Consider the following 18741-nt stretch of genomic DNA (forward strand, 5'->3'; position numbering starts at 1 on the left):
GATTCAACCGACCGGCTTGCCGTTCAGGCTCGTCCACTGGCGGTCGAACAGCGTCCGCCCGCCGGTGCTGATCCTGCCCGTCAGGTGCCGCCGTCCCGGCGTCGCATAGCCCGCCGTATCCACCCGGATTTCCTCGCCGCTCGCCAGCAGCAGCTCCAGCTCCGCCTGCGTGGTGATCGCGGCCGAGGCATGCGCCGCTTCGCGCATCTCGGCGGTGACAATGTGGTGGATGCGCATTCGCCCGCCCTGCGGCAGCTCCATTTCCGCCTTCATGCCGGCGGTGATCGACACGCCGTTCTTCACGATGTCGCGATTGATGCGGCAGATCGGTTCGGCGCTGACCATCCACGGCGCGCGATTGACGCCGGTCGGCGGCGCGGGCGGGGTGAAGGCCGTTCCCTCGCCCGCCACCGGCAGGGTGAAGCGGGTCGCGCCGTTCAGGTCGATGCGCTTCTTCCCCGGCGTCGGCCACAGACGCGGGAAGTCGGCGAGCGCCACCGTCCACCGGTAGTGGTGACCGGCGGGAATTTCATAGCCGGTGGGGAACAGCGCGATGTCGGCGGTGACGCGGCGCTTGCCCTCGCCATCGGCACGCACATGCTGCCAGCCTGAGGTGATCAAGGTCGCGCGATCCTGCGGATCGACATGCACCAGCTTCACGCAGAGATCGACGTCGCCCTCCGCCTCCAGACGGAGATCGAGGTGCGCGCGCGGCGTGCCGACCAGCACCAGCGGCGCATCGAGCGGCACCGAGGTGTAGGTGAGCGACTTGGCGTCGTCGGCCCCCTGGTCGAACTCGTTCCCGAAGGAAATGCCCATCGGATACCAGAGCCCCGCCCCGGCGCCGACCAGCGCGCGGCCCTCATAGGGGTCGGACAGGTCGGTCGCGTGCCCCGCCAGCGCCTTGTCGGCGGCCGGATGGCTGACCGTCGCGGTAACTGCCGGCGGCCACACGCCGTCCGAGCACCAGCGCTCGCTGCCCTGCACCCAATACACGACATCGGGCCGATCATCGGCCGGCGCACCACGCATCCAGCGGTCGAACCATTGCCGCAACTCGTCGAGCCAATGATAGGGCGCATCCGGCACCACATCGGGCGCCGCATGCGACCACGGCCCGGCGAGCAGCTGCTTCGGCGCGGTGCATTTGTCGTAGGCATCGAGCATCCCTTGGCAGAGCAGATCGCGCCAGCCGGTCATGAAATAGCTGGGCACCTCGATCTTCTCGACCGGGATGACCCGTTCCTTCCAATAGTCGTCGAAGGTCGGATGCGCCGGCCAGAGCTGCGCCGAGATCTGGTTGTCGTCGAGCCGCCGCAGCCGGCTGCCCCATGCGTCGAGCCACTGCCCGGCAGGGTCTTGCAACCCCGGCGGCGCCAGCTCCAGCGCGACGACGAACGCCGACCAGGCGGCGGCGCCGAGTCCGTTCGGCCCGCCGCCTGGATAGACGAAGTCATGATAGATGTCGGCGGCGCCATAGATGCTGGCGATTGCCTTCAGCGACGGCGGCCGCTTCGACGCGATGCCGAGCGCCTGCGCGCCGCCATAGGAGGTGCCCCAGATGCCGACATTGCCGTCGCACCAATCCTGACGCGCCGCCCATTCGACGACCTCGTAACCGTCGTCGAATTCGCGCGGGTCCCACGCCTGATAGGAGGGGCCGCCCGAGCTGCCGTAGCCGCGGATGTCGACGAGCAGGGTCGCGTATCCGGCTTCGGCGAAGAAGGTCCGCGGATAGGCGGTCGACGCGCCGATGAAATCGTCCTTCCGGTAGGGATAGAAGATTGCCAGCACCGGGAACGGCCCGTCGCCCTGCGGCAGATGCAGGCTCGCCGCGATCAAGGTGCCGTCGGACATCTTGATGGTGACGTGCGACAGATTCTCTTCGCGCGAGATCAGCATGGCGAATCCTCCTTGAGGCGCGGGACGGCGTCGAGCAGCGCGCGGGTATAGGGTTGTGTGGGGGCGCGGGTGATCTGGTCGGCGGGGCCGGCCTCGACCAGCCGCCCGCCCTGCATCACCGCGATGTCGTCGCAGAGATAGCGGACGGCGGCGATATTGTGGGAGATGAACAGCAGGGTGAAGCCCAGCTCCTGCCGCAGCCGGCGCAGCAGGTTGAGGATGGCGGCCTGCACCGACACGTCGAGCGCCGAGGTGATCTCGTCGCCGATCAGCACCTTCGGTTCGGCGGCGAGCGCGCGGGCGATGGCCACGCGCTGGCGCTGCCCGCCCGACAATTCGGCGGGGCGGCGCGTGGCGTGCACCGCCTCCAGCCCGACGAGATCGAGATAGCGCAGCACCTCGTTCGCGGGCCGGCCGCGCGGCAACGCTTCGGCGATGGCGGCAGCGACCGTGAGCCGCGGGTCGAGCGAGGCGGCAGGGTTCTGGAATATCATCTGCACGGGGCTTGGGATTCCGCGCCGCGCACGCAGCGGCTTGCCGTCGATCAGCACTTGTCCGCCGCTGAGCGGCACCAGCCCGCAGGCGGCGCGCGCGGCGGTCGACTTGCCGCTGCCGGACTCCCCGACGATGCCGAGCGCACCAGCCCAGGGCACGCTCAGCGACAGGTCTTCCAGCACGGTGACGCGGCCGTAGCGGACGGTGATGCGGTCGAGATGAAGCGCGCTCATGCGGTCACCGGATGCCAGCAAGCGACATCGTGCATCGCGCCGATCGGAGACAGCGCCGGATCGACCGCGCAGGCGTCGCTGGCGCGCGGACAGCGTGGCGCGAAGGCGCAGCCGGGGGCGGCACCGCCGGCAATCGGCGGCCGGCCGGGGATGGTCGGCAGCGGCGCGGCGACATCGGTATCGAGGTCGATTGCCGAGGCGAGCAGCGCATGGGCATAGGGATGCGCCGGGCCGTCCCGCAGCGTCTCGACCCGCATGTCCTCGACCACCCGGCCGGCATACATGACGAGGATGCGGTCGCAGCTTTGCGCCACCACCGCGAGGTCGTGCGAGATCAGCAGCAGCGCCGCGCCGGTGCGGTCGCAGACCGTGTCGAGCAGCGCCAGCACCTGCTTCTGGATCGTGGCGTCGAGGGCCGTCGTCGGCTCGTCGGCGATGATCAGCTTCGGTTCGAGCATCAGCCCCATGCCGATCATCGATCGCTGCAGCATGCCGCCCGACATCTGGTGCGGATAGGCGCGTGATTTCACTTCGGGCTCGGCGATGCCGACGGCGCGCAGGCGATCGACGGCGCGCGTGTGCGCCTGGTCGCGGGTCAGCCCGCCATGTTCGACGGCGACCTCGGCAAGCTGGCCGCCGATGCGCTTCACCGGGTTGAACGAGCCGAGCGGGTCCTGGAACACCACCGCGAGCGAGCGGCCGAGCAGATGGCGCGTTGCGTCGTCGGCCGGGCCGAGCAGCGAGCGGCCGCGAAAGCTCAGTTCCTCGGCGGTCGAGGTGCAGCGCCCCTGCAGCAGCCGCGCGATGGCGAGCGCGGTGAGCGTCTTGCCCGACCCGGATTCGCCGACGATGCCGACGCGCTCGTCGGGGTCGATGCGCAGCGACACCTCGCGCACCACCGCCGCCGGGCCGTGGGCGGTGGGCACCTCGACGGTCAGCTTCTTCACGCCGAGCAGCACATCGCTCGAGACGGTGGAGCGGCGATCATCGTGGGCCTCGGCGGCGGCGGGCTGCACCTGACGGATGCCAAGCCATACCGCCAGCGCCTCGCCGATCAGGCTGAAGATCAGCCCGGCGAGCACGATGGCGGCGGCGGGCGCCAGCGACGACGCCGGGCTGACATAGATGCGCGTCAGCCCCTGGTTGAGCAGCATGCCCCAGTCGTAACGCGGCGCCTCAACGCCCAAGCCGAGAAATGAGAGCCCCGACAGTACCAGCAGCGCGCCGCTGACCGCGATCATCGTGGTGACCAGCAGCGGCGCGGCGATGTTGGGAATGACGTGACGGACGAGGATGCGGAACGGCCCGACACCGAGCAGCCGCGCGGCGGCGATATAGTCGGCCTGCGCGATGCCGGCGCCGAGCGTCTGCGCCAGCCGCGCGAAGCTCGGCAGGATGGCGAGCGCGATGGCGAAGATCGCACTCGACGCCCCCGCCCCGACGATCGCCGCGACGAACAGCGCGAGCAGCAGCGCCGGGAAGGCGAGCAGCAGGTTGATCGCCTCGGCCAGCAGCCGCCCGATCCAACCGCGCGCGGTCGCCGCGGCGGCGCCGAGCAGCAGCCCGGCGCTGGCGCCGATCACCACCGCGATCAGGCTGATGCCGAGCGAGAGCCGGCTGGCGACCAGCACGCGCGCCACGACATCGCGGCCGAGTTCGTCGGTGCCCAGCGGATGCGCCCAGCCCGGCGGCGTCAGCGAGGCGTCGGGGTCGATGCGTGTCGCGGACGCCTCGAGCACCAGTCCGGCGACGACCATCACCAGCAAGACGCCGAAGCAGGCGAGCAACGTGAGCGCGGCGCGGCGGCGGGCGGGGTCGATCATCTCAATCCACCCGCAGCGACGAGCGCGGATCGACGCTGACGATCAGCAGGTCGACCACCGCGTTGACGATCAGCACGATCGTGCCGAGCGTGAGCACCAGCCCCTGCGTCAGCGGCAAATCCTTCTGCGTGATCGCCAGCACCACCGCCGAGCCGAGGCCGGGCCAGGCGAAGACATGCTCGACCAGCACCGTCCCGGCGATCAGGCTGCCGAGGATGAGCCCGCCAACGGTCAGCGTCGCGGTGAGCAGATTGGGCAGCGCGTGACGCAGGTAGATCGCCGGCCAGCGCAGCCGCTTGGCGCCCGCGGTGCGCATATATTCCTGCTGCAGCACCTTCACGCCCTCGACGCGGACGATGCGCGCGAGCACGGCCGACGGCCCAAGCGACAGGGCGGCGAGCGGCAGGATGTAGGACTTCGGCCCCGTCAGCCCAGCGACCGGCAGCCACGGCAACGCAACCGCGAACAGCGCGGTCAGCGCCACCGCGGTCACGAACTCGGGCATCGCCGTAACGATCCCGCTCGCCGCGTCGAAGCCGGCGTCGGCGCGCGGGCGGCGGCCATGGCTGGTGACCACCGCCATCGCGAGGCCAATGCCGGCGCCGAGCGGCAGCACGATCGCCAGCGCCAGCCCGGCGAGCGACAGGGTCGCCGGCAGCCGCTGCGCGATGATCTGCGCAACGGGCAGTTGCGAGGTGAAGGAGGTGCCAAGCTCGCCGGTGGCGAGGCCTTTGAGATAGGCGCCATATTGTTCATGCAGCGGCCGATCGAGCCCGAGCGCCGTCCGCCGCGCCTCGACCAGTTCGAGCGGCGCGGTCAGCCCGAGCGAGGCGCGCACCGGATCGCCGGGGATCAGATGCACCATCAGGAAAGACAGCGTCACCAGCAGCCAAAGCGCGACCAGCAGCCGCGTCATCCGCCGAGAGATCGCACCGGCGCGGGCGGCGAAGGCGCTCATTCCGCAATCATCCGGATCGAGGTCGGGATGATCATCAGCCCGGCCTTCGCAAAGGTGGCGCGGCGGGTCATCAGCGCATTGTCGGTGTCGGCGATCGGCACCACCGCGGCGGTGTCGAGATATTGCCGCTCCGCCCGGTCCCACGTCGGGCAGGAGGCGTCGCCGACCCTGGTGTTGGCTTCGGCGGCCAGCCGGTCGGCTTCGGGGATATTCGTGTGCGGAAAGTTGAGGCCGTTGGGCGGCGTCGGGCCGGAGACGAAGCCGAGGAAGCGGCTGGGCAGCGACACGACGATCGGCACCCACGAGATGTCATAGTCGCCGGTGCCGAACAGCACCTGGCCGACCTCCGCGCCGCCGACGCTGCGCGAGCCGACCTTAATGCCGAGCGCCTGCCAGCGGCTGATCGCATATTCGGCGGCATAGGCCGACGAGGTCGGGTCGTTGAGATCGCGGTCCCACACCAGCTTCAGCGACAAAGGCTGGCCGTTCTTGCGACGGATGCCATCGCGCCCGCGCAGCCAGCCCGCCTTGGCGAGCAGTGCGTTCGCCGCCGCCTCGTCGCGCGGCGGAAACTGGCCGACGATGTCGGCAGGACAAGCCACCGGCTCGGAGCCCGATAGCCGGCGCGGCTTCAGCCCCATGCCGCCGGTCGCGACCTTCGCCAGTTGCGGCACATCGATGGCGAGCGACAGCGCCTTGCGCACATTCAGGTCGGCGGTGGCGTGGCCGGGCTTCTGGTTGAACCACATGTGGAAGGCGGGCGCGCGGCTGCCGATCGCGCGGAAGCCCGCCGTCTCGAGCCGCCGCCGGTCGGGGCCGAGAATCGGGGCGGCGGTCAGGTCGCCGGCGAGCAGCAAATTCGCCGCCGTCGTCTGGTTGGGGATGATGCGCACCACCAGCCGTTTCGGTACGCCCGGCGTCTCCGAGGTGGTGCCGTCGGCGCCCCAGCGATAGCCGCTGCGCCGGGTGAAGACGTAATGGCTGTTGGCGACGGCTTCAGTCAGCGCGAACAGCCCGGTGCCTTCGGTGCCGTGAACCAGTCGGCTGCGATCCTTCAGCCCGCGCGGGCAAACGATCGTGAGCCCGCCGGTCATGTGAACGAGGAAGCTGTAGGGCGCCGCGGTGGTCAGCTTTAGCGTGCGCGCGGCCCGGTCGACCTCGATCTTGGTGCCGATCGGGATGCCGCCGCCGCCGAGCAGCGGCGACTGGTTCTTAGGGTCAGCAACATAGCGATAATTGGCGGCGACATCGTCGATGGTGAGCGCCTCGCCGCTGGCGCAGGTGAGGCCGTCGCGCAATTTGTAGGTCACGCTGGTCGGTGTCTGCGTCCAGCTTTCGGCGAGGCCCGGCACGAGGCGGCCATCTTCGGTCTTCGCGACCAGCCCTTCATAGGCGAGGCCGGCGAGGAAGGCGGGCGCGAAGGTCGCGGCGTGCTGCGGGTCGAGGTTGCCGGCGTCGGCGGTGAGCGAGATGCTGAACGTGTCCGCATCGCCGCCGCCCTCGGGCGCCGAGCAGCCGGCGAGCACCAGCGCCAGAACCACCGCCCGCATGTCTCGCTCAGGCCAGCCGGTCGAGGACGAAGCGGAGGTAGGCGGCGGTGGCGCTCACCATCTCGTCGACCTCGACCCATTCGTCGAGGCTGTGCGCCTGATCGAGCGAGCCCGGCCCGAAAATCACCACCGGCGCGCCGAAATAGGCCGCGTCGGAGCTGGCCGGAAAGCCGGTGGCGGTGACGTCGGCGACGCCCGCGGCAGCAGCGGCCTGCTGGAAGGCCGCGACGATATTGCCATCGCCATTCTCGTAGGGGTCGACCGCCCACCAGGCGTCGGAAAGCTGCCAGTCGCGGTCGCCGCCGACCGCCTCCAGCTCGCCGAGCACGAGGTCGCGCGCCGAGGCCGGCGTCTCATCGGGCAGCAGCCGGCGGCTGATCTCCGCTTCGCAGCTCGACGGCACGATGTTGGGCTTCAACCCGCCACGAATGACGCCGACGTTGAGCACGCCCGGCCCGAGCAGCGGATGCGCGCGGCAGGTCAGATGATGCGCGTGGCGGCCGAAGGCGGGCAGCAGCTCCGCGGCGCGCAGGATGGCGTTGCGGCCGGCGTTGGGCACGCTGCCGTGCGTCGCCTGCCCCTCGACCGACAGCGTGTAGGCGGCGAGGCCCTTGGCGGCGACGCAGACCTTCATCTCGGTCGGCTCGCCGATGACGACGAGTTGCGTCGGCGGCAGGTGCGGCTTGGCGGCTTTGGCGCCCTCCTGCCGATATTCCTCGTCGGCGACGCCCGCGACGATCAGTTCGCCGTTCAGTTCGATGCCTTCGGCGGCGAGGATTTCGGCAACCTCGATATAGCAGGCGATCGCCGCCTTCATGTCGCAGGCGCCGCGGCCGTAGATGCGGCCGCCCTCTTCGCGCGACGCGAACGGCGCATCGTAGCCGTCGACCTCGACGGTATCGAGGTGGCCGGCGAACACGATCGCGGGGCGCCCGTCGATATTGGCGCCGCGATCGGCGGCGCGGCGGCAGAGCGCGTTGGCGCGGCCCGGCACGAACTCGTCAACTTCGGTCGCCCAGCCGAGCTTCGCCAGCCGGTCGGCGACATATCCCGCCGCCCGCACCTCGCCGAACTCGGGCCCGACATCGCCGTCGCGGCCGAACGGGTTGACGCTCGGAATGGCGATCAGTTCGAGCAGGGTGCGCGACAGGCGCGCGCGGTCGATGCGGGCGGAAATGTCCATCAGCCGGCCATTGTGAGCCCGCCGCTCACGCTCAGGATCTGGCCGGTGACATGGCCGGGCTCGCCCGCGAAATAGGCGACGGCGGCGGCGATGTCTTCGGGGGTCGCGAGCTTGCGCAACGGCGTCGACTTGACGATCGCGTCCATCAGCCGGTCGACCGACTCTTCTTCGCGCATGCCCGTCAGCAGTGGCGTGTCGGTCGGCCCCGGGCAGACGCAGTTGATGAGCACGCGCTCCCGCGCCGCCTCGCGCGCCATCGCCTTGGTGAAGGCGATGGTGCCGCCCTTGCACGCCGAATAGACCGCCTCGCCCGAGGAGCCGACGCGGCCGGCGTCGCTCGCGATGTTGATGATGCGCCCGCCGCGCCCCTTCATCATCGGCAGCACGATGTGGATGGTGTTGAACACGCCGATCAGGTTGATGCGAACGAGCGTATCCCAGAGCGGCGGCTCGTTGGCGAGGAAGGGTTGCACCCGGTCCCAGCCGGCGTTGTTGACGAGGATGTCGATCGGCCCGACCTCGTCGTTGAAACGCGTGAGCGCCGCCGACACCGCCGCATAATCGCCGACATCGGCCTGCGCGCTGGCGACGATCGGCTGGCCCGGTGCGGCTGGATCGCGATCGAGGATGGCGACGCGCGCACCGTCGGCGGCGAGCCGCGCGACGATCGCCGCGCCGATGCCCTTCACGCCGCCGGTGACCACCGCGACCTTGCCGGCCAGCGGCCCTGCGGTTGATGCTGCCATATCGTCCTCCCCGTGTGCTGTCAGGCGCGGCGTCCGCCGGCCTCGAAATCGATGCTGTCGCTGGTCACGCCGAGCGCCTTGAGCTGGTACTTCGCCGGCTTCTCGGTCTCGGTGCGCGGGATGGCGTCGGTGATCCGGACGTAGCGCGGCACCATATGCTTCGCGAGCCGCGCCGCCGCCCAGTCGACGACGTCCTGCGCGGTCACGGCGGCGCCGGTGCGCGGCACGACGGTGACCATCACATCCTCCTCGGTCATCTCGCTGGGCACGCCGTAGGCGACCGCCTCGACGAGATCGGGATGGTTGAGCAATGTCTGTTCGAGATCGAAGGCGGAGATGTTTTCGCCGCGCCGCCGGATGATGTCCTTCAGCCGCCCGACGAAGTAGAAATAGCCCTCGCCGTCGCGCCGCATTAGGTCGCCGGTGTGGAACCACAGGTCGCGGAAGGCTTCGGCGGTCGCTTCCGGGTTGCCGTAATAGTCGCTGAGGATGACGTGCGGCTCGTCGGCGCGGATCACCAGCTCGCCGACCTCGTCGGTCGGCACTTCGATGCCGCGCGTGTCGTGGAGGCGCAGGTCGAACGGCGCCACCGCCCGGCCGCAGCTTCCCACGCGGCGCGGTTCGCCGGGGCGGTTGTAGAGCGGAATGCCGGCGTCGCTGAGCCCGTAGACCTCGACCAGCTCGACGCCGAAGCGCGCCTCGAACGCGTCGGCCCACAGCGGCGCCGGGACGCCCCAGCCGAGCCGCACCTGATGCTCGCGATCACGCGGCGACGGCGGCTGCTTGTAGAGCATGGTCAAGGTCGCGCCCATGTAATCGAACAGCGTCGCGCCGTGGCGGCGGCAATCGTCCCAGAAACGCGTGACCGAGAAGCGCGACGCGAGCGCGGCGGTGCCGCCCGCCGCCAGTGCTGCGGCGACCGTAAAGATCGCGCCGTCGGCGTGGAACAGCGGGAACGGCGCGTAGAGCACGTCGTCGGGGCCGACGCCCAGTTGCGACCCGAAGATCTGCGCCTGCCGGATGGTGTAGCGGTGCGGGATGCGGCAGGCCTTGCTCGGCCCGGTGCTGCCGGACGTGAACAGCAGCAGCGCCGCTTCGCCCGGATCGGTGGCGATCGGCGGGCCGCCGGGCGCGGCATCGAGCAGTTCCTCGAAGCGCAGCACCGACAGCCCGCCGAGGCCCTGCGCGGCGGAGGGGTCGCCGCGCAGGAACACCTGTTTCAGGTGCGGAAGCTGATCGCGGATTTCGGCGACGAGCGGCGCGAGGCTGGCGTCTAAGATGAGCCGCTTCGCGCTGGTCAGGTTGAGCGCATGCGCCAGCGCACCGCCGCGAAAGCCGGTGTTGATCGGCACCTCGAGCGCGCCCAGCCGGGTCAGCGCCATCCAGGCGGCGACATAGTCGCAGCTCGTTTCCAGCAGCACCGCCACCGGCTCGCCACGCGTGACGCCTAGCGTGCCCAGCCCGCCGGCGATGCGCGCCGCGCGCTCGTCGAGTTCGCGGTAGCTGAGGGTGTCGCTTTCGAAGCACAGCGCGAGGCGATCGGGCGTGACTGCCGCGCGGGCGTGCAGCAGATGCGCGAGGTTCTGCGGTTCCGTCATCATGGTCGCGTCCACGCCGGCGGACGTTTGGCGAAGAAGGCGGCGACACCCTCGTCGGCCTCGGCCGAGGCGCGCGCCTCGATGCAGGCCGCAGCCTCGGCGTCGAGCGCCGCCTTCATCGCATCGGCGAACGGCACGTTGAGCAGCGCGCGCGTCGCGGCGGTGGCGCCCGGCGCGCCGCTCGACAGCTCGGCGGCGAGCGTGGTGGCACGCGGCAGCAGCGCTTCGTCGGCGACGATCTCATCGACCAGCCCCACGCTCGCGCACCAGTGGGCCTCGCGCGTCGCCCCCGACATCAGCAGGTGCCGCGCCCTTGACGGGCCGATGAGCAGCGGCAGGATCAGCGATGCGCCGTTGGTGGCGACGAGGCCGAGCCGCACTTCCGGCGTCGCGCAGGCGAAGCGGGGAGTGGCGAAGCGCATGTCGCAGGCAAGCACGAGTTCGAGCCCCGCGCCATATGCCGGGCCATTGAGCGCCGCAATGATCGGCTTCGACAGCCCGACCATCGCCGCCGTCACCCGCTGCAGCGCGCGGATGGTGACGGCGAAATCCTCATGGCTGCCGTCGCGCAGATTCTTGAGGTCATCGCCGGCCGAGAAAGTCGGCCCCGTGCCGGTCAGCACCAGCGCGCGCACCGCCGGGTCGCGGTCGGCGGCGGCCAGCGCCGATTCGAGCTGCGCCAGCAGATCATCGTCGAGCGCATTGTGGACGCGCGGGCGGTTGAGGCGAAGCGTGGCGACGGCGTTCGCGACCGACACGACGAGGCTGTCGCCCTCGCCGTTCGCAGCTGCTTCCGCCCTCACCCCAGACGCCATTTTTCGCTCGCTCCACTCAATTCGATATGTAATAGGCTATCGATCGATCGATCGATTGACAAGGAGGATTTGATGCTGCCCGAAAAATACGCCCGGCTGAACCCGACGATCGACGAGAATGGCGTGCTCGAACTCGTGCTCAACGACGGCAAGATGAACGCCGTCGACGGCGCCATGCACAAGCTGCTCGCCGACGTGTGGCGCGACATCGACGCCGATCCGGAGGTGCGCTGCGTGCTGCTGCGTGCGGAGGGCCGCGCCTTCTCGGCGGGCGGCGACCTCGGCTGGGTGAATGAGCTGGCGACCGACTTCGGCGCGCGCGCCAAGGGCTTCCGCGAGGCGCGCGACCTCGTCCACAATATCGTCAACTGCGCCAAGCCGACGGTGTCGGCGATCAACGGCGTCGCGGTCGGCGCCGGCCTTGCGCTGGCGGTGCTCACCGACATCTCGATCGCCGGCAAGTCGGCGCTGCTGCTCGATGGCCATACCCGCATCGGCGTTGCCGCCGGCGACCATGGCGTGCTGTCGTGGCCGATCCTCTGCGGCCTCGCCCGCGCCCGCTATTACCTGCTGCTCTGCGACCGGCTCGATGGGCAGACCGCCGCCGACATCGGCCTTGTCGCGCAATGCGTCGAGGACAACCAGTTGCTCGCCCGCGCCCGCGAAGTGGCGACGCGCCTTGCCAAGGGATCGCCGACCGCGATCCGCTGGACCAAGCACACGCTCAACCACTGGCTGCGCCTCGCCGGCCCGGCGTTCGAGGCGTCGCTCGCCGCCGAATTCCTCGGCTTCTCCGGCCCCGATGCGCTCGAAGGCATCGCGGCGGTGAAAGAGAAGCGCGAACCCAACTTCACCGGGCCGACCGATGATTGATCGGCTCGCCGTCGCGCTGGCGGCACTGTGCATCGGCGGGGCGGGGCGGGCGGCGGAAACGCCGCGCCCCCTCCCCGGTCTCGCCGCGCCGGCGGAGATCAAGGTCGACCGCTGGGGCATCGCGCATATCTATGCCGCCTCCCCGCGCGACGCCTTCTTCATGCAGGGCTATAACGCCGCGCGCGACCGGCTCTGGCAGATCGATCTGTGGCGCAAGCGCGGGCTGGGCCTGCTCGCCCGCGACTTCGGCCCCGCCTATGTCGCGCAGGATCGCGCCGCCCGGCTGCTGCTCTATCGCGGCGACATGGCGGCCGAATGGGCGTCGTACGGCGCCGACGCCAAGTCGCAGACCGAGGCATTCGTCGCCGGGGTCAACGCCTATGTCGGCGAAGTGCGCGCCGGCCGCGCGCCGCTGCCGCCTGAGTTCGCCCTCGCCGGCTCGCAGCCCGACCTGTGGCACGCCGAGGACATCGTCCGCGTGCGCAGCCACGCACTGACCCGCAACGTCACCTCCGAAGTCGCGCGCGCCCGCATCGCCTGCGCGGCCGACCTCAAGGCCGACGAGCTGCGCCAATCGCTGAAGCCGAAGTGGGAGACAAAAATCCCCGACGGTCTCGACCCCTGCGCCATCCCGGCGGAGGTGCTCGACACCTATCGCCTGGGCGCTGCCGGCGTGACCTTCGACAAGCTGCAGGGCGTGCCGGTGGCGGCGCTCGACATCGAGTCCGAAGGCTCGAACAACTGGGTGATCGCGCCGTCGCGCACCGCAACCGGCCGCCCGATCCTCGCCAACGATCCGCACCGCGACCTCGGCATCCCGTCGATCCGCTATGTCGTGCATATGGAGGCGCCCGGCCTGTCGGCGATCGGCGCGGGCGAGCCGGCGCTGCCCGGCATCTCGATCGGCCACAACGGCCAAATCGCTTTCGGCCTCACCATCTTCGCCGCCGATCAGGAAGACCTCTACGTCTATGTGACCGAGGGCGACCGCTACCGTTACAAAGGCGGGTGGGAGCCGATGCAGGTGGTGCGCGAGACCATCGAGGTCAAAGGCGCAGCCCCGCAAACCGCCGAGCTTCGCTTCACCCGTCACGGCCCCGTCCTGCACCATGACGCCACCCGCGCCTTCGCGCTGCGGTCGGTGTGGAGCGCGCCCGGCACCTCGGCCTATTTCGGATCGATGCGCTACATGCGCGCCAAGGACTGGCCGGGCTTCGTCGCGGCGATGGACGGCTGGGGTACGCCGTCCGAAAACCAGGTCTATGCGGATACCAGAGGGCATATCGGCTGGATCGCCGCCGGCCGGGTGCCGGTGCGGAAGAACTGGGACGGGCTGCTGCCGGTGCCGGGCGACGGCCGCTACGAATGGGACGGCTTCCTGCCCAACGAGGCATTGCCGCGCAGCGCCGATCCGGCGGCGGGCTTCATCGCCACCGCCAACGAGATGAACCTCCCCGCCGGCTATCCGGTGGCCGAGCGCAAGCCCGGCTTCGAGTGGGCGCACACCTCGCGCAAGGAACGCATCGACGAGGTGCTGCACCGCCAGCCGAAATCGACCTTGGCGGATTCGATGGCGCTGCAGAATGACGCGACCAATGTCGTCGCGCGCCAGTTGCTGCCGCTGCTCACCCCCCTCGCCGACGATCCCCAGCTCGGCGCCGACGTGCGGCTGCTGCAGGGCTGGGACGGCGTCGCCGGCGCCGACAGCCCCGCCGCCGCGCTGTTCGAAACCTGGCTGATCAAGCACCTCCGCCCCGCCACCGTCGCCGAACTGACGCCGCCGGCCGCGCGGCCCTTGATCACCAGCGCGGAAGTGGCCGCGGTGATCGACCGGCTGACCGGGCCGACCCCGGCCGACACCCGCCTGCGCATCCTGCGCACCAGCCTCACCGTTGCCGTCGCCGAAGTGACCGCCGCGCTCGGCCCCGATCGCACGACATGGGCATGGGGCAAGCTGCACCACGTCTATCTCGAGCATGCGCTGCAGGGCCTCGCCGGTGACAAGCTCGACCTGTCGACCGCCAAGCTGCCGGGCGCCGGCACCTATCTGTCGCCGCTCGCCGCCGGCTGGCGCGCCGATGGCCGTCGCATGACCGGCGCCTCGTTCCGCATGGTGCTCGACGTCGGCAAATGGGACGACAGCAAGGTGATCAACGGCGCCGGCCAGTCGGGCGACCCGGCAAGCCCGCATTATCGCGACCATTTCGAGCTGTGGGCGACCGGCCGCTACGTCCCGCTTCTCTATTCGCGCAAGGCGATCGACGCCGCGACGACGCAGACCCTCCGCTTCACCCCCGGCCGCTGACAGGACCCACGATGGCGCTCGACCTCGAAACCCGTGACCAACTGATCGACATGGTCCGCCGCTTCGTGTCGGAGCGATTGCGTCCCTTGGAGGCGCACATCTCGGAGACCGACGAGGTGCCCGAGGCGGTCGTCGCCGAAATGCGCGAGTTGGGCCTGTTCGGGCTGACGATACCGGAAGGATACGGCGGCCTCGGCCTGTCGATGGAGGAGGAATGCCTCGTCGCCATCGAGCTGGGGCGCACGTCGCCGGCGTTTCGCTCGGTGTTCGGCACCAACGTCGGCATCGGCAGCCAGGGGCTGGTGATGTTCGGGTCGGACGAACAGAAAGCGAAATGGCTGCCCGGCATCGCCAGCGGCGAGATCGTCACCAGCTTCGCGCTGACCGAGCCGGAAGCGGGCTCCGACTCCGCCGCGGTGAAGACCCGCGCGCGGCTGGATGGCGATGCCTATGTGCTCGATGGGCAGAAGATCTTCATCACCAATGCCGACAAGGCCGGGCTGTTCACGGTGATGGCGCGCACCGACCCCGACAAGGCGGGGGGTGCAGGGGTGAGCGCCTTCCTCGTTCCCGGCGATCTCCCCGGCCTCCATGTCGGCCCACCTGAGAAGAAGATGGGCCAGCAGGGGGCCCATGTCTGCACCGTCAGCTTCGATGGGGTGCGCGTTCCCATCGAGAACCGGCTTGGCGCCGAGGGCGAAGGCTTCAAGGTGGCGATGAAGGTGCTCGACCGCGGGCGGCTGCACATCTCCGCGGTCTGCGTCGGCGTCGCCGAGCGGCTGATCGCCGACTGCGTGGCGTTCGCGGCGGAGAGGAAGCAGTTCGGCAAGGCCATCGCCGAGTTCCAGCTCATTCAGGCGATGATCGCTGACTCGAAGACCGAAAGCCTTGCGGCCAAGGCGCTGACCTTGGAGACGGCCCGCACCCGCGACAGCGGCAAGAGCGTCACGCTCGAAGCGGCGGCGGCGAAGCTGTTCGCGTCGGAGATGGTCGGCCGTGTCGCCGACCGCGCGGTGCAGATCCACGGCGGCGCCGGCTACATCGCCGACTATGGCATCGAGCGCTTCTACCGCGATGTGCGCATCTTCCGCATTTACGAAGGCACCAGCCAGATCCAGCAGATCGTCATCGCCCGCGAAACGATGAAGGCGGGCGGATAGAGCACGACATACCAACCACAGCATCGTCATCCCCGCGAAGGCGGGGAACCAGCACGAACGAATAGGCGCCCGCAGAGCGGGCACGTCATTTGAATGGACTGGGTCCCCGCCTTCGCGGGGAGGACGAAAAGGAAAGGGCGGCGTGCCTTCCGGCGCGCCGCCCTTCGATTGCTCTGCCGCCTAGAACTTGAAGCGGGCGCCGACGTAGAACTGCCGGCCGGTGTGGTGATAGACGCTCAGCCGGTCGGCGGCGCTGTCGATATACTGGTCGGTGTATTCGTCGGTCAGGTTGATCGCCTCGGCGGTCAGCGTGATGTTGTCGGTCAGCTTGAACGACGCCGACATGTCGACGTTGAGCGAGCCGTGCGTCCCCTCCACGTTGTTGAAGGTCGGCTGGCCGGCGTTGGTGTTGAACACCGGCCCCGCCCCCGGCGCGACGCCGTTGCGGCCCGGCACCGTGGTGAGGAAGCCGCTGCGATAGGCGAGCGAGCCGCGCAGCGAGAACACCTCGTCCTCATAATAGAGCGTGGCGTTGGCGCTGTGCTTCGACAGGTTGACCAGCGGGTGGATCACCACCGGCGCGCCGGCCGAGGTCGCCAGCGGATATTCGATCTCCGACTTCACATAGGTGTAGTTCGCCTGGATACCCATGTTCTCGCCGAAGCTGCCGAGGAAGGTGAACGGTGCCTGGAAGCCGAGTTCGAGACCCTTCAGCTCGCCGCCGTCGCTGTCGACCGGCTGGGTGACGGTGAACAGGTCGGTCGGCTGCACCGTCGTGCCGACGAGCAGGCTGTCGGGCAGGCCGAGCTGGTTGAACGGGATCGACTGGACGCTCGTCGCGACGAAGCTCGAGATATCCTTGTAGAACAGGCCGACGACGACGGCGGCGTTCTTGGCGAAATACCATTCGAACGAGAAGTCGACATCGGTCGCCTTGGTCGGGCTGATGAACGGGTTGCCGAGCGTCAGCGTGCGGTTGCCGCCGCTGATCGAGAAGGAGCCGCCCGGGTTGACGGTGCCGAGGTTCGGGCGGGCGATTACCTTCGCCACCGCGGCGCGGAGGACGACATCCTCGCTGACGTCGAGGCTGAGGTTCGCCGAGGGCAGCCAGTTGTCGTAGGTCCGCTCGACTTCGACCAAGGTGTAGCCCGGTGCCGGGCCGCCATTCTGGTAGCCGGTCGAGGTCTGCTTGGTTTCGACATAGCGCAGGCCGGCATCGGCGCGCAGGCGCATGCCGCCGACCTCGCTGTCCAACGCCGCCTGCAGGAAGCCTGCCGTGCTGCGCTCGTCGACGGTGACGAAATTGCCGCGGGCGCTGGCGTTCGGAATGCCGGTCAGCGCGAAGCGGCCGGTGTTTGAATAGATGCCGAGATTGTCGGCGAACGCCTGCAAATTCGGGATGACGAAAGTGCGCGGCGAGCCGTTGATGCTGGTGCCGCTGTCGATCGAATATTGCGAGCTGAGCGGCCCGAGCCCGCCGGCCGGTACGAGGCCCGCCACATCGGTCTCGCTGGCGCGGCGATACTCCTCGGAGTCGAAGCTGTACTTCTTGTAGTCGGCGCCGCCGCGGATCTTCAGCGTCTCGGTCGCGTCGAACTCCAGCTCGGCGCGGCCGGTCTTGAAGGTGTTGTCGACATATTGCGGCCGCAGGCGGATTTCACCGAGGATGAAGCTCGCCGGGTTGGTGACGTCGAGGTTGCCGTAGGTGATCGTCGGGTTGCGGCCGTTGGTGAAATTATAGGCGAAGCCGTTGACGTTGTTCGCATCGAGCGCGACCGTCGTCTGGATCGGGTTGGCGAAGGCCGACTTCGAATAGCCGCCGATCAGGTCGAGGCGCAGCCGCTCGCCGAGCTCCTGCTCGAGGTTGGCGGTGTACTGCTGGAACTTGGTGCGCAGCTTGTCGAAGCGCGATTCGACGCGAACGTCGACGCCGTTGAACGTGCCCGACACCAGGCTGTTTGTCGCGTCGACCTGCGCGCCCGGCAGGATCACCGTCTGCGGCTTGCCGGTGCCCGAGCGGCTGAACGAGATCGCCTCGAGATACTGCTCGGCGCGCTGCGACTTGAAGTCGGCATAGAGCGTGTCGAACGTCAGCAGCGTCGAATCCTGCGGCGCCCACTGCAGCGAGGCGGTGAGGCCGAGGCGCTTGTTGTCATATTTGTAGCTGTCGTAGCGCGGGATGCGCGGATGGAAGAAGGCGTAGCCCTGCGTGGCGCCGGTGGGCAGCGTCGACGTGGTCGCGAAGCCGCCGTTGTCGGTGCCGCGCTCCCAGCGCACCGTCGAGGGGCCTTCCTCGGTGGTGTTGCGCTCGGAATAGGAGGCCGAGAGCAGGATGCCGATCGTGTTGTCGGCGCTCTTGGTCGAGAACACGCCGGCGAGCTTCGGGTCGATCTTGCCCGACAGGTCGTTGTAGCCGCCCTGCACCGAGCCGGCGATCGTCATGTCCTCGCGATAGTCGAACGGACGCGCAGTCTGCAGGTCAACGGTGGCGCCGAGCGAGCCTTCCTCGACATTGGCCGAGGCGGTCTTGCGCACCGTGATCGAGTTGAAGAGTTCGGACGCGAACACGTTGAAGTCGAAGCTGCGGCCACGGTTGGCGCCGCCCGAGGCGTCGGCGCCGCCGGTGGTCGACAGGCCTTCCATGCCGTTGATGCGCACGCGGGTGAACACCGGGCCGAGGCCGCGGACGGTGATCTGACGGCCTTCGCCCTGATCGCGCGTGATCGCGACGCCGGGGATGCGCTGCAGCGATTCAGCAAGGTTGTTGTCGGGGAAGTCGGCGATGTCCTCCGCCTTGATGACGTCGACGATCGAGGTCGACAGCCGCTTTTCGGCGAGCGAGGCGCCGAGCGAGGCGCGGAAGCCCGTGACGATGATCTCTTCGGCGTCTGCATCGAGCGTGCCGGGCGCCGGTTCGGCGGCGGCGCTATCCTGCGCCTGCGCGGCGCTGCCCATCGCGAGCAGCGAGGCGGTGCCCAGCAGCAGCGTCAGCTTCGCCGGATGGACAATGGACGTCGGTCGGTTGCGCATCGATCACTCCCCTAGGCGGCTCTATGGCCGTTTCGACTAGCGATGTCCTCCGGCATCTTTGCCGAATGAC

General features: G+C 69.4%; 13 protein-coding genes. 3 read left to right on the forward strand and 10 right to left on the reverse strand.

Annotated elements, in window-relative coordinates:
• Positions 1–3: 3 nt before the first annotated feature.
• The 9 genes from ACFOMD_RS17020 to ACFOMD_RS17060 are packed head-to-tail and all read right to left on the reverse strand — an operon-like array spanning position 4 to position 11291.
• A complete protein-coding gene (locus ACFOMD_RS17020) occupies positions 4–1902 on the reverse strand; it encodes a CocE/NonD family hydrolase (RefSeq protein ID WP_380863604.1) in 1899 nt (632 codons plus the stop codon).
• On the reverse strand, positions 1896–2630 hold the full coding sequence (locus tag ACFOMD_RS17025) for an ABC transporter ATP-binding protein (RefSeq protein WP_380863606.1): 735 nt from the start codon (positions 2628–2630) through the stop codon (positions 1896–1898). The genes ACFOMD_RS17020 and ACFOMD_RS17025 overlap by 7 nt, the downstream gene beginning before the upstream one ends.
• On the reverse strand, positions 2627–4453 hold the full coding sequence (locus ACFOMD_RS17030; RefSeq protein ID WP_380863608.1) for a dipeptide/oligopeptide/nickel ABC transporter permease/ATP-binding protein: 1827 nt from the start codon (positions 4451–4453) through the stop codon (positions 2627–2629). The genes ACFOMD_RS17025 and ACFOMD_RS17030 overlap by 4 nt, the downstream gene beginning before the upstream one ends.
• A gap of 1 nt (position 4454) precedes the next feature.
• Complete coding sequence (locus tag ACFOMD_RS17035; RefSeq protein ID WP_380863610.1) at positions 4455–5411, reverse strand: ABC transporter permease; 957 nt, start codon at positions 5409–5411, stop codon at positions 4455–4457.
• Positions 5408–6961 carry an ABC transporter substrate-binding protein gene (locus tag ACFOMD_RS17040; protein WP_380863612.1) on the reverse strand — a complete coding sequence of 518 codons (1554 nt, stop codon included), beginning with the start codon at positions 6959–6961 and terminating at the stop codon, positions 5408–5410. The genes ACFOMD_RS17035 and ACFOMD_RS17040 overlap by 4 nt, the downstream gene beginning before the upstream one ends.
• A gap of 7 nt (positions 6962–6968) precedes the next feature.
• Positions 6969–8144 (reverse strand): M20 family metallopeptidase, encoded by a 1176-nt coding sequence (locus tag ACFOMD_RS17045; RefSeq protein ID WP_380863614.1) that lies wholly within the window; start codon positions 8142–8144, stop codon positions 6969–6971.
• Positions 8144–8890, reverse strand: coding sequence for an SDR family NAD(P)-dependent oxidoreductase (locus tag ACFOMD_RS17050; RefSeq protein ID WP_380863616.1), 747 nt, complete (start codon positions 8888–8890; stop codon positions 8144–8146). Before ACFOMD_RS17050 ends, ACFOMD_RS17045 begins: the two co-directional genes overlap by 1 nt.
• Before the next feature lie 20 nt (positions 8891–8910).
• A complete protein-coding gene (locus ACFOMD_RS17055; RefSeq protein WP_380863618.1) occupies positions 8911–10491 on the reverse strand; it encodes an AMP-binding protein in 1581 nt (526 codons plus the stop codon).
• Positions 10488–11291 carry an enoyl-CoA hydratase/isomerase family protein gene (locus ACFOMD_RS17060; RefSeq protein ID WP_380863620.1) on the reverse strand — a complete coding sequence of 268 codons (804 nt, stop codon included), beginning with the start codon at positions 11289–11291 and terminating at the stop codon, positions 10488–10490. Before ACFOMD_RS17060 ends, ACFOMD_RS17055 begins: the two co-directional genes overlap by 4 nt.
• Positions 11292–11375: 84 nt before the next feature.
• Between ACFOMD_RS17060 and ACFOMD_RS17065 the strand changes: the two genes are divergently transcribed.
• Genes ACFOMD_RS17065 through ACFOMD_RS17075 form a run of 3 tightly spaced genes read left to right on the forward strand, consistent with a single transcriptional unit; the run spans position 11376 to position 15641 of the window.
• Positions 11376–12176 carry an enoyl-CoA hydratase/isomerase family protein gene (locus ACFOMD_RS17065; protein WP_380863622.1) on the forward strand — a complete coding sequence of 267 codons (801 nt, stop codon included), beginning with the start codon at positions 11376–11378 and terminating at the stop codon, positions 12174–12176.
• Positions 12169–14481, forward strand: a complete 2313-nt coding sequence (locus ACFOMD_RS17070) for a penicillin acylase family protein (protein WP_380863624.1) — start codon at positions 12169–12171, stop codon at positions 14479–14481. Before ACFOMD_RS17065 ends, ACFOMD_RS17070 begins: the two co-directional genes overlap by 8 nt.
• An 11-nt stretch (positions 14482–14492) precedes the next feature.
• On the forward strand, positions 14493–15641 hold the full coding sequence (locus tag ACFOMD_RS17075) for an acyl-CoA dehydrogenase family protein (protein ID WP_380863626.1): 1149 nt from the start codon (positions 14493–14495) through the stop codon (positions 15639–15641).
• 180 nt (positions 15642–15821) lie between these two features.
• Here the strand turns inward: ACFOMD_RS17075 and ACFOMD_RS17080 are convergent, their stop codons facing one another.
• Entirely contained in the window at positions 15822–18671 is a 2850-nt protein-coding gene (locus ACFOMD_RS17080; protein WP_380863628.1) for a TonB-dependent receptor, read from the reverse strand.
• Positions 18672–18741: the final 70 nt, after the last annotated feature.

Origin of the sequence: Sphingoaurantiacus capsulatus, from assembly GCF_042648405.1 — a bacterium.
Lineage (GTDB): Bacteria > Pseudomonadota > Alphaproteobacteria > Sphingomonadales > Sphingomonadaceae > Sphingoaurantiacus > Sphingoaurantiacus capsulatus.

Excerpts from the sequence above, each read along its gene's own strand:
- ACFOMD_RS17020 (WP_380863604.1), bottom strand. The coding sequence starts at position 1,902 with ATGCTGATCTCGCGCGAAGAGAATCTGTCGCACGTCACCATCAAGATG.
- ACFOMD_RS17025 (WP_380863606.1), bottom strand. The coding sequence starts at position 2,630 with ATGAGCGCGCTTCATCTCGACCGCATCACCGTCCGCTACGGCCGCGTC.
- ACFOMD_RS17030 (WP_380863608.1), bottom strand. The coding sequence starts at position 4,453 with ATGATCGACCCCGCCCGCCGCCGCGCCGCGCTCACGTTGCTCGCCTGC.
- ACFOMD_RS17035 (WP_380863610.1), bottom strand. The coding sequence starts at position 5,411 with ATGAGCGCCTTCGCCGCCCGCGCCGGTGCGATCTCTCGGCGGATGACG.
- ACFOMD_RS17040 (WP_380863612.1), bottom strand. The coding sequence starts at position 6,961 with ATGCGGGCGGTGGTTCTGGCGCTGGTGCTCGCCGGCTGCTCGGCGCCC.
- ACFOMD_RS17045 (WP_380863614.1), bottom strand. The coding sequence starts at position 8,144 with ATGGACATTTCCGCCCGCATCGACCGCGCGCGCCTGTCGCGCACCCTG.
- ACFOMD_RS17050 (WP_380863616.1), bottom strand. The coding sequence starts at position 8,890 with ATGGCAGCATCAACCGCAGGGCCGCTGGCCGGCAAGGTCGCGGTGGTC.
- ACFOMD_RS17055 (WP_380863618.1), bottom strand. The coding sequence starts at position 10,491 with ATGATGACGGAACCGCAGAACCTCGCGCATCTGCTGCACGCCCGCGCG.
- ACFOMD_RS17065 (WP_380863622.1), top strand. The coding sequence starts at position 11,376 with ATGCTGCCCGAAAAATACGCCCGGCTGAACCCGACGATCGACGAGAAT.
- ACFOMD_RS17070 (WP_380863624.1), top strand. The coding sequence starts at position 12,169 with ATGATTGATCGGCTCGCCGTCGCGCTGGCGGCACTGTGCATCGGCGGG.
- ACFOMD_RS17075 (WP_380863626.1), top strand. The coding sequence starts at position 14,493 with ATGGCGCTCGACCTCGAAACCCGTGACCAACTGATCGACATGGTCCGC.
- ACFOMD_RS17080 (WP_380863628.1), bottom strand. The coding sequence starts at position 18,671 with ATGCGCAACCGACCGACGTCCATTGTCCATCCGGCGAAGCTGACGCTG.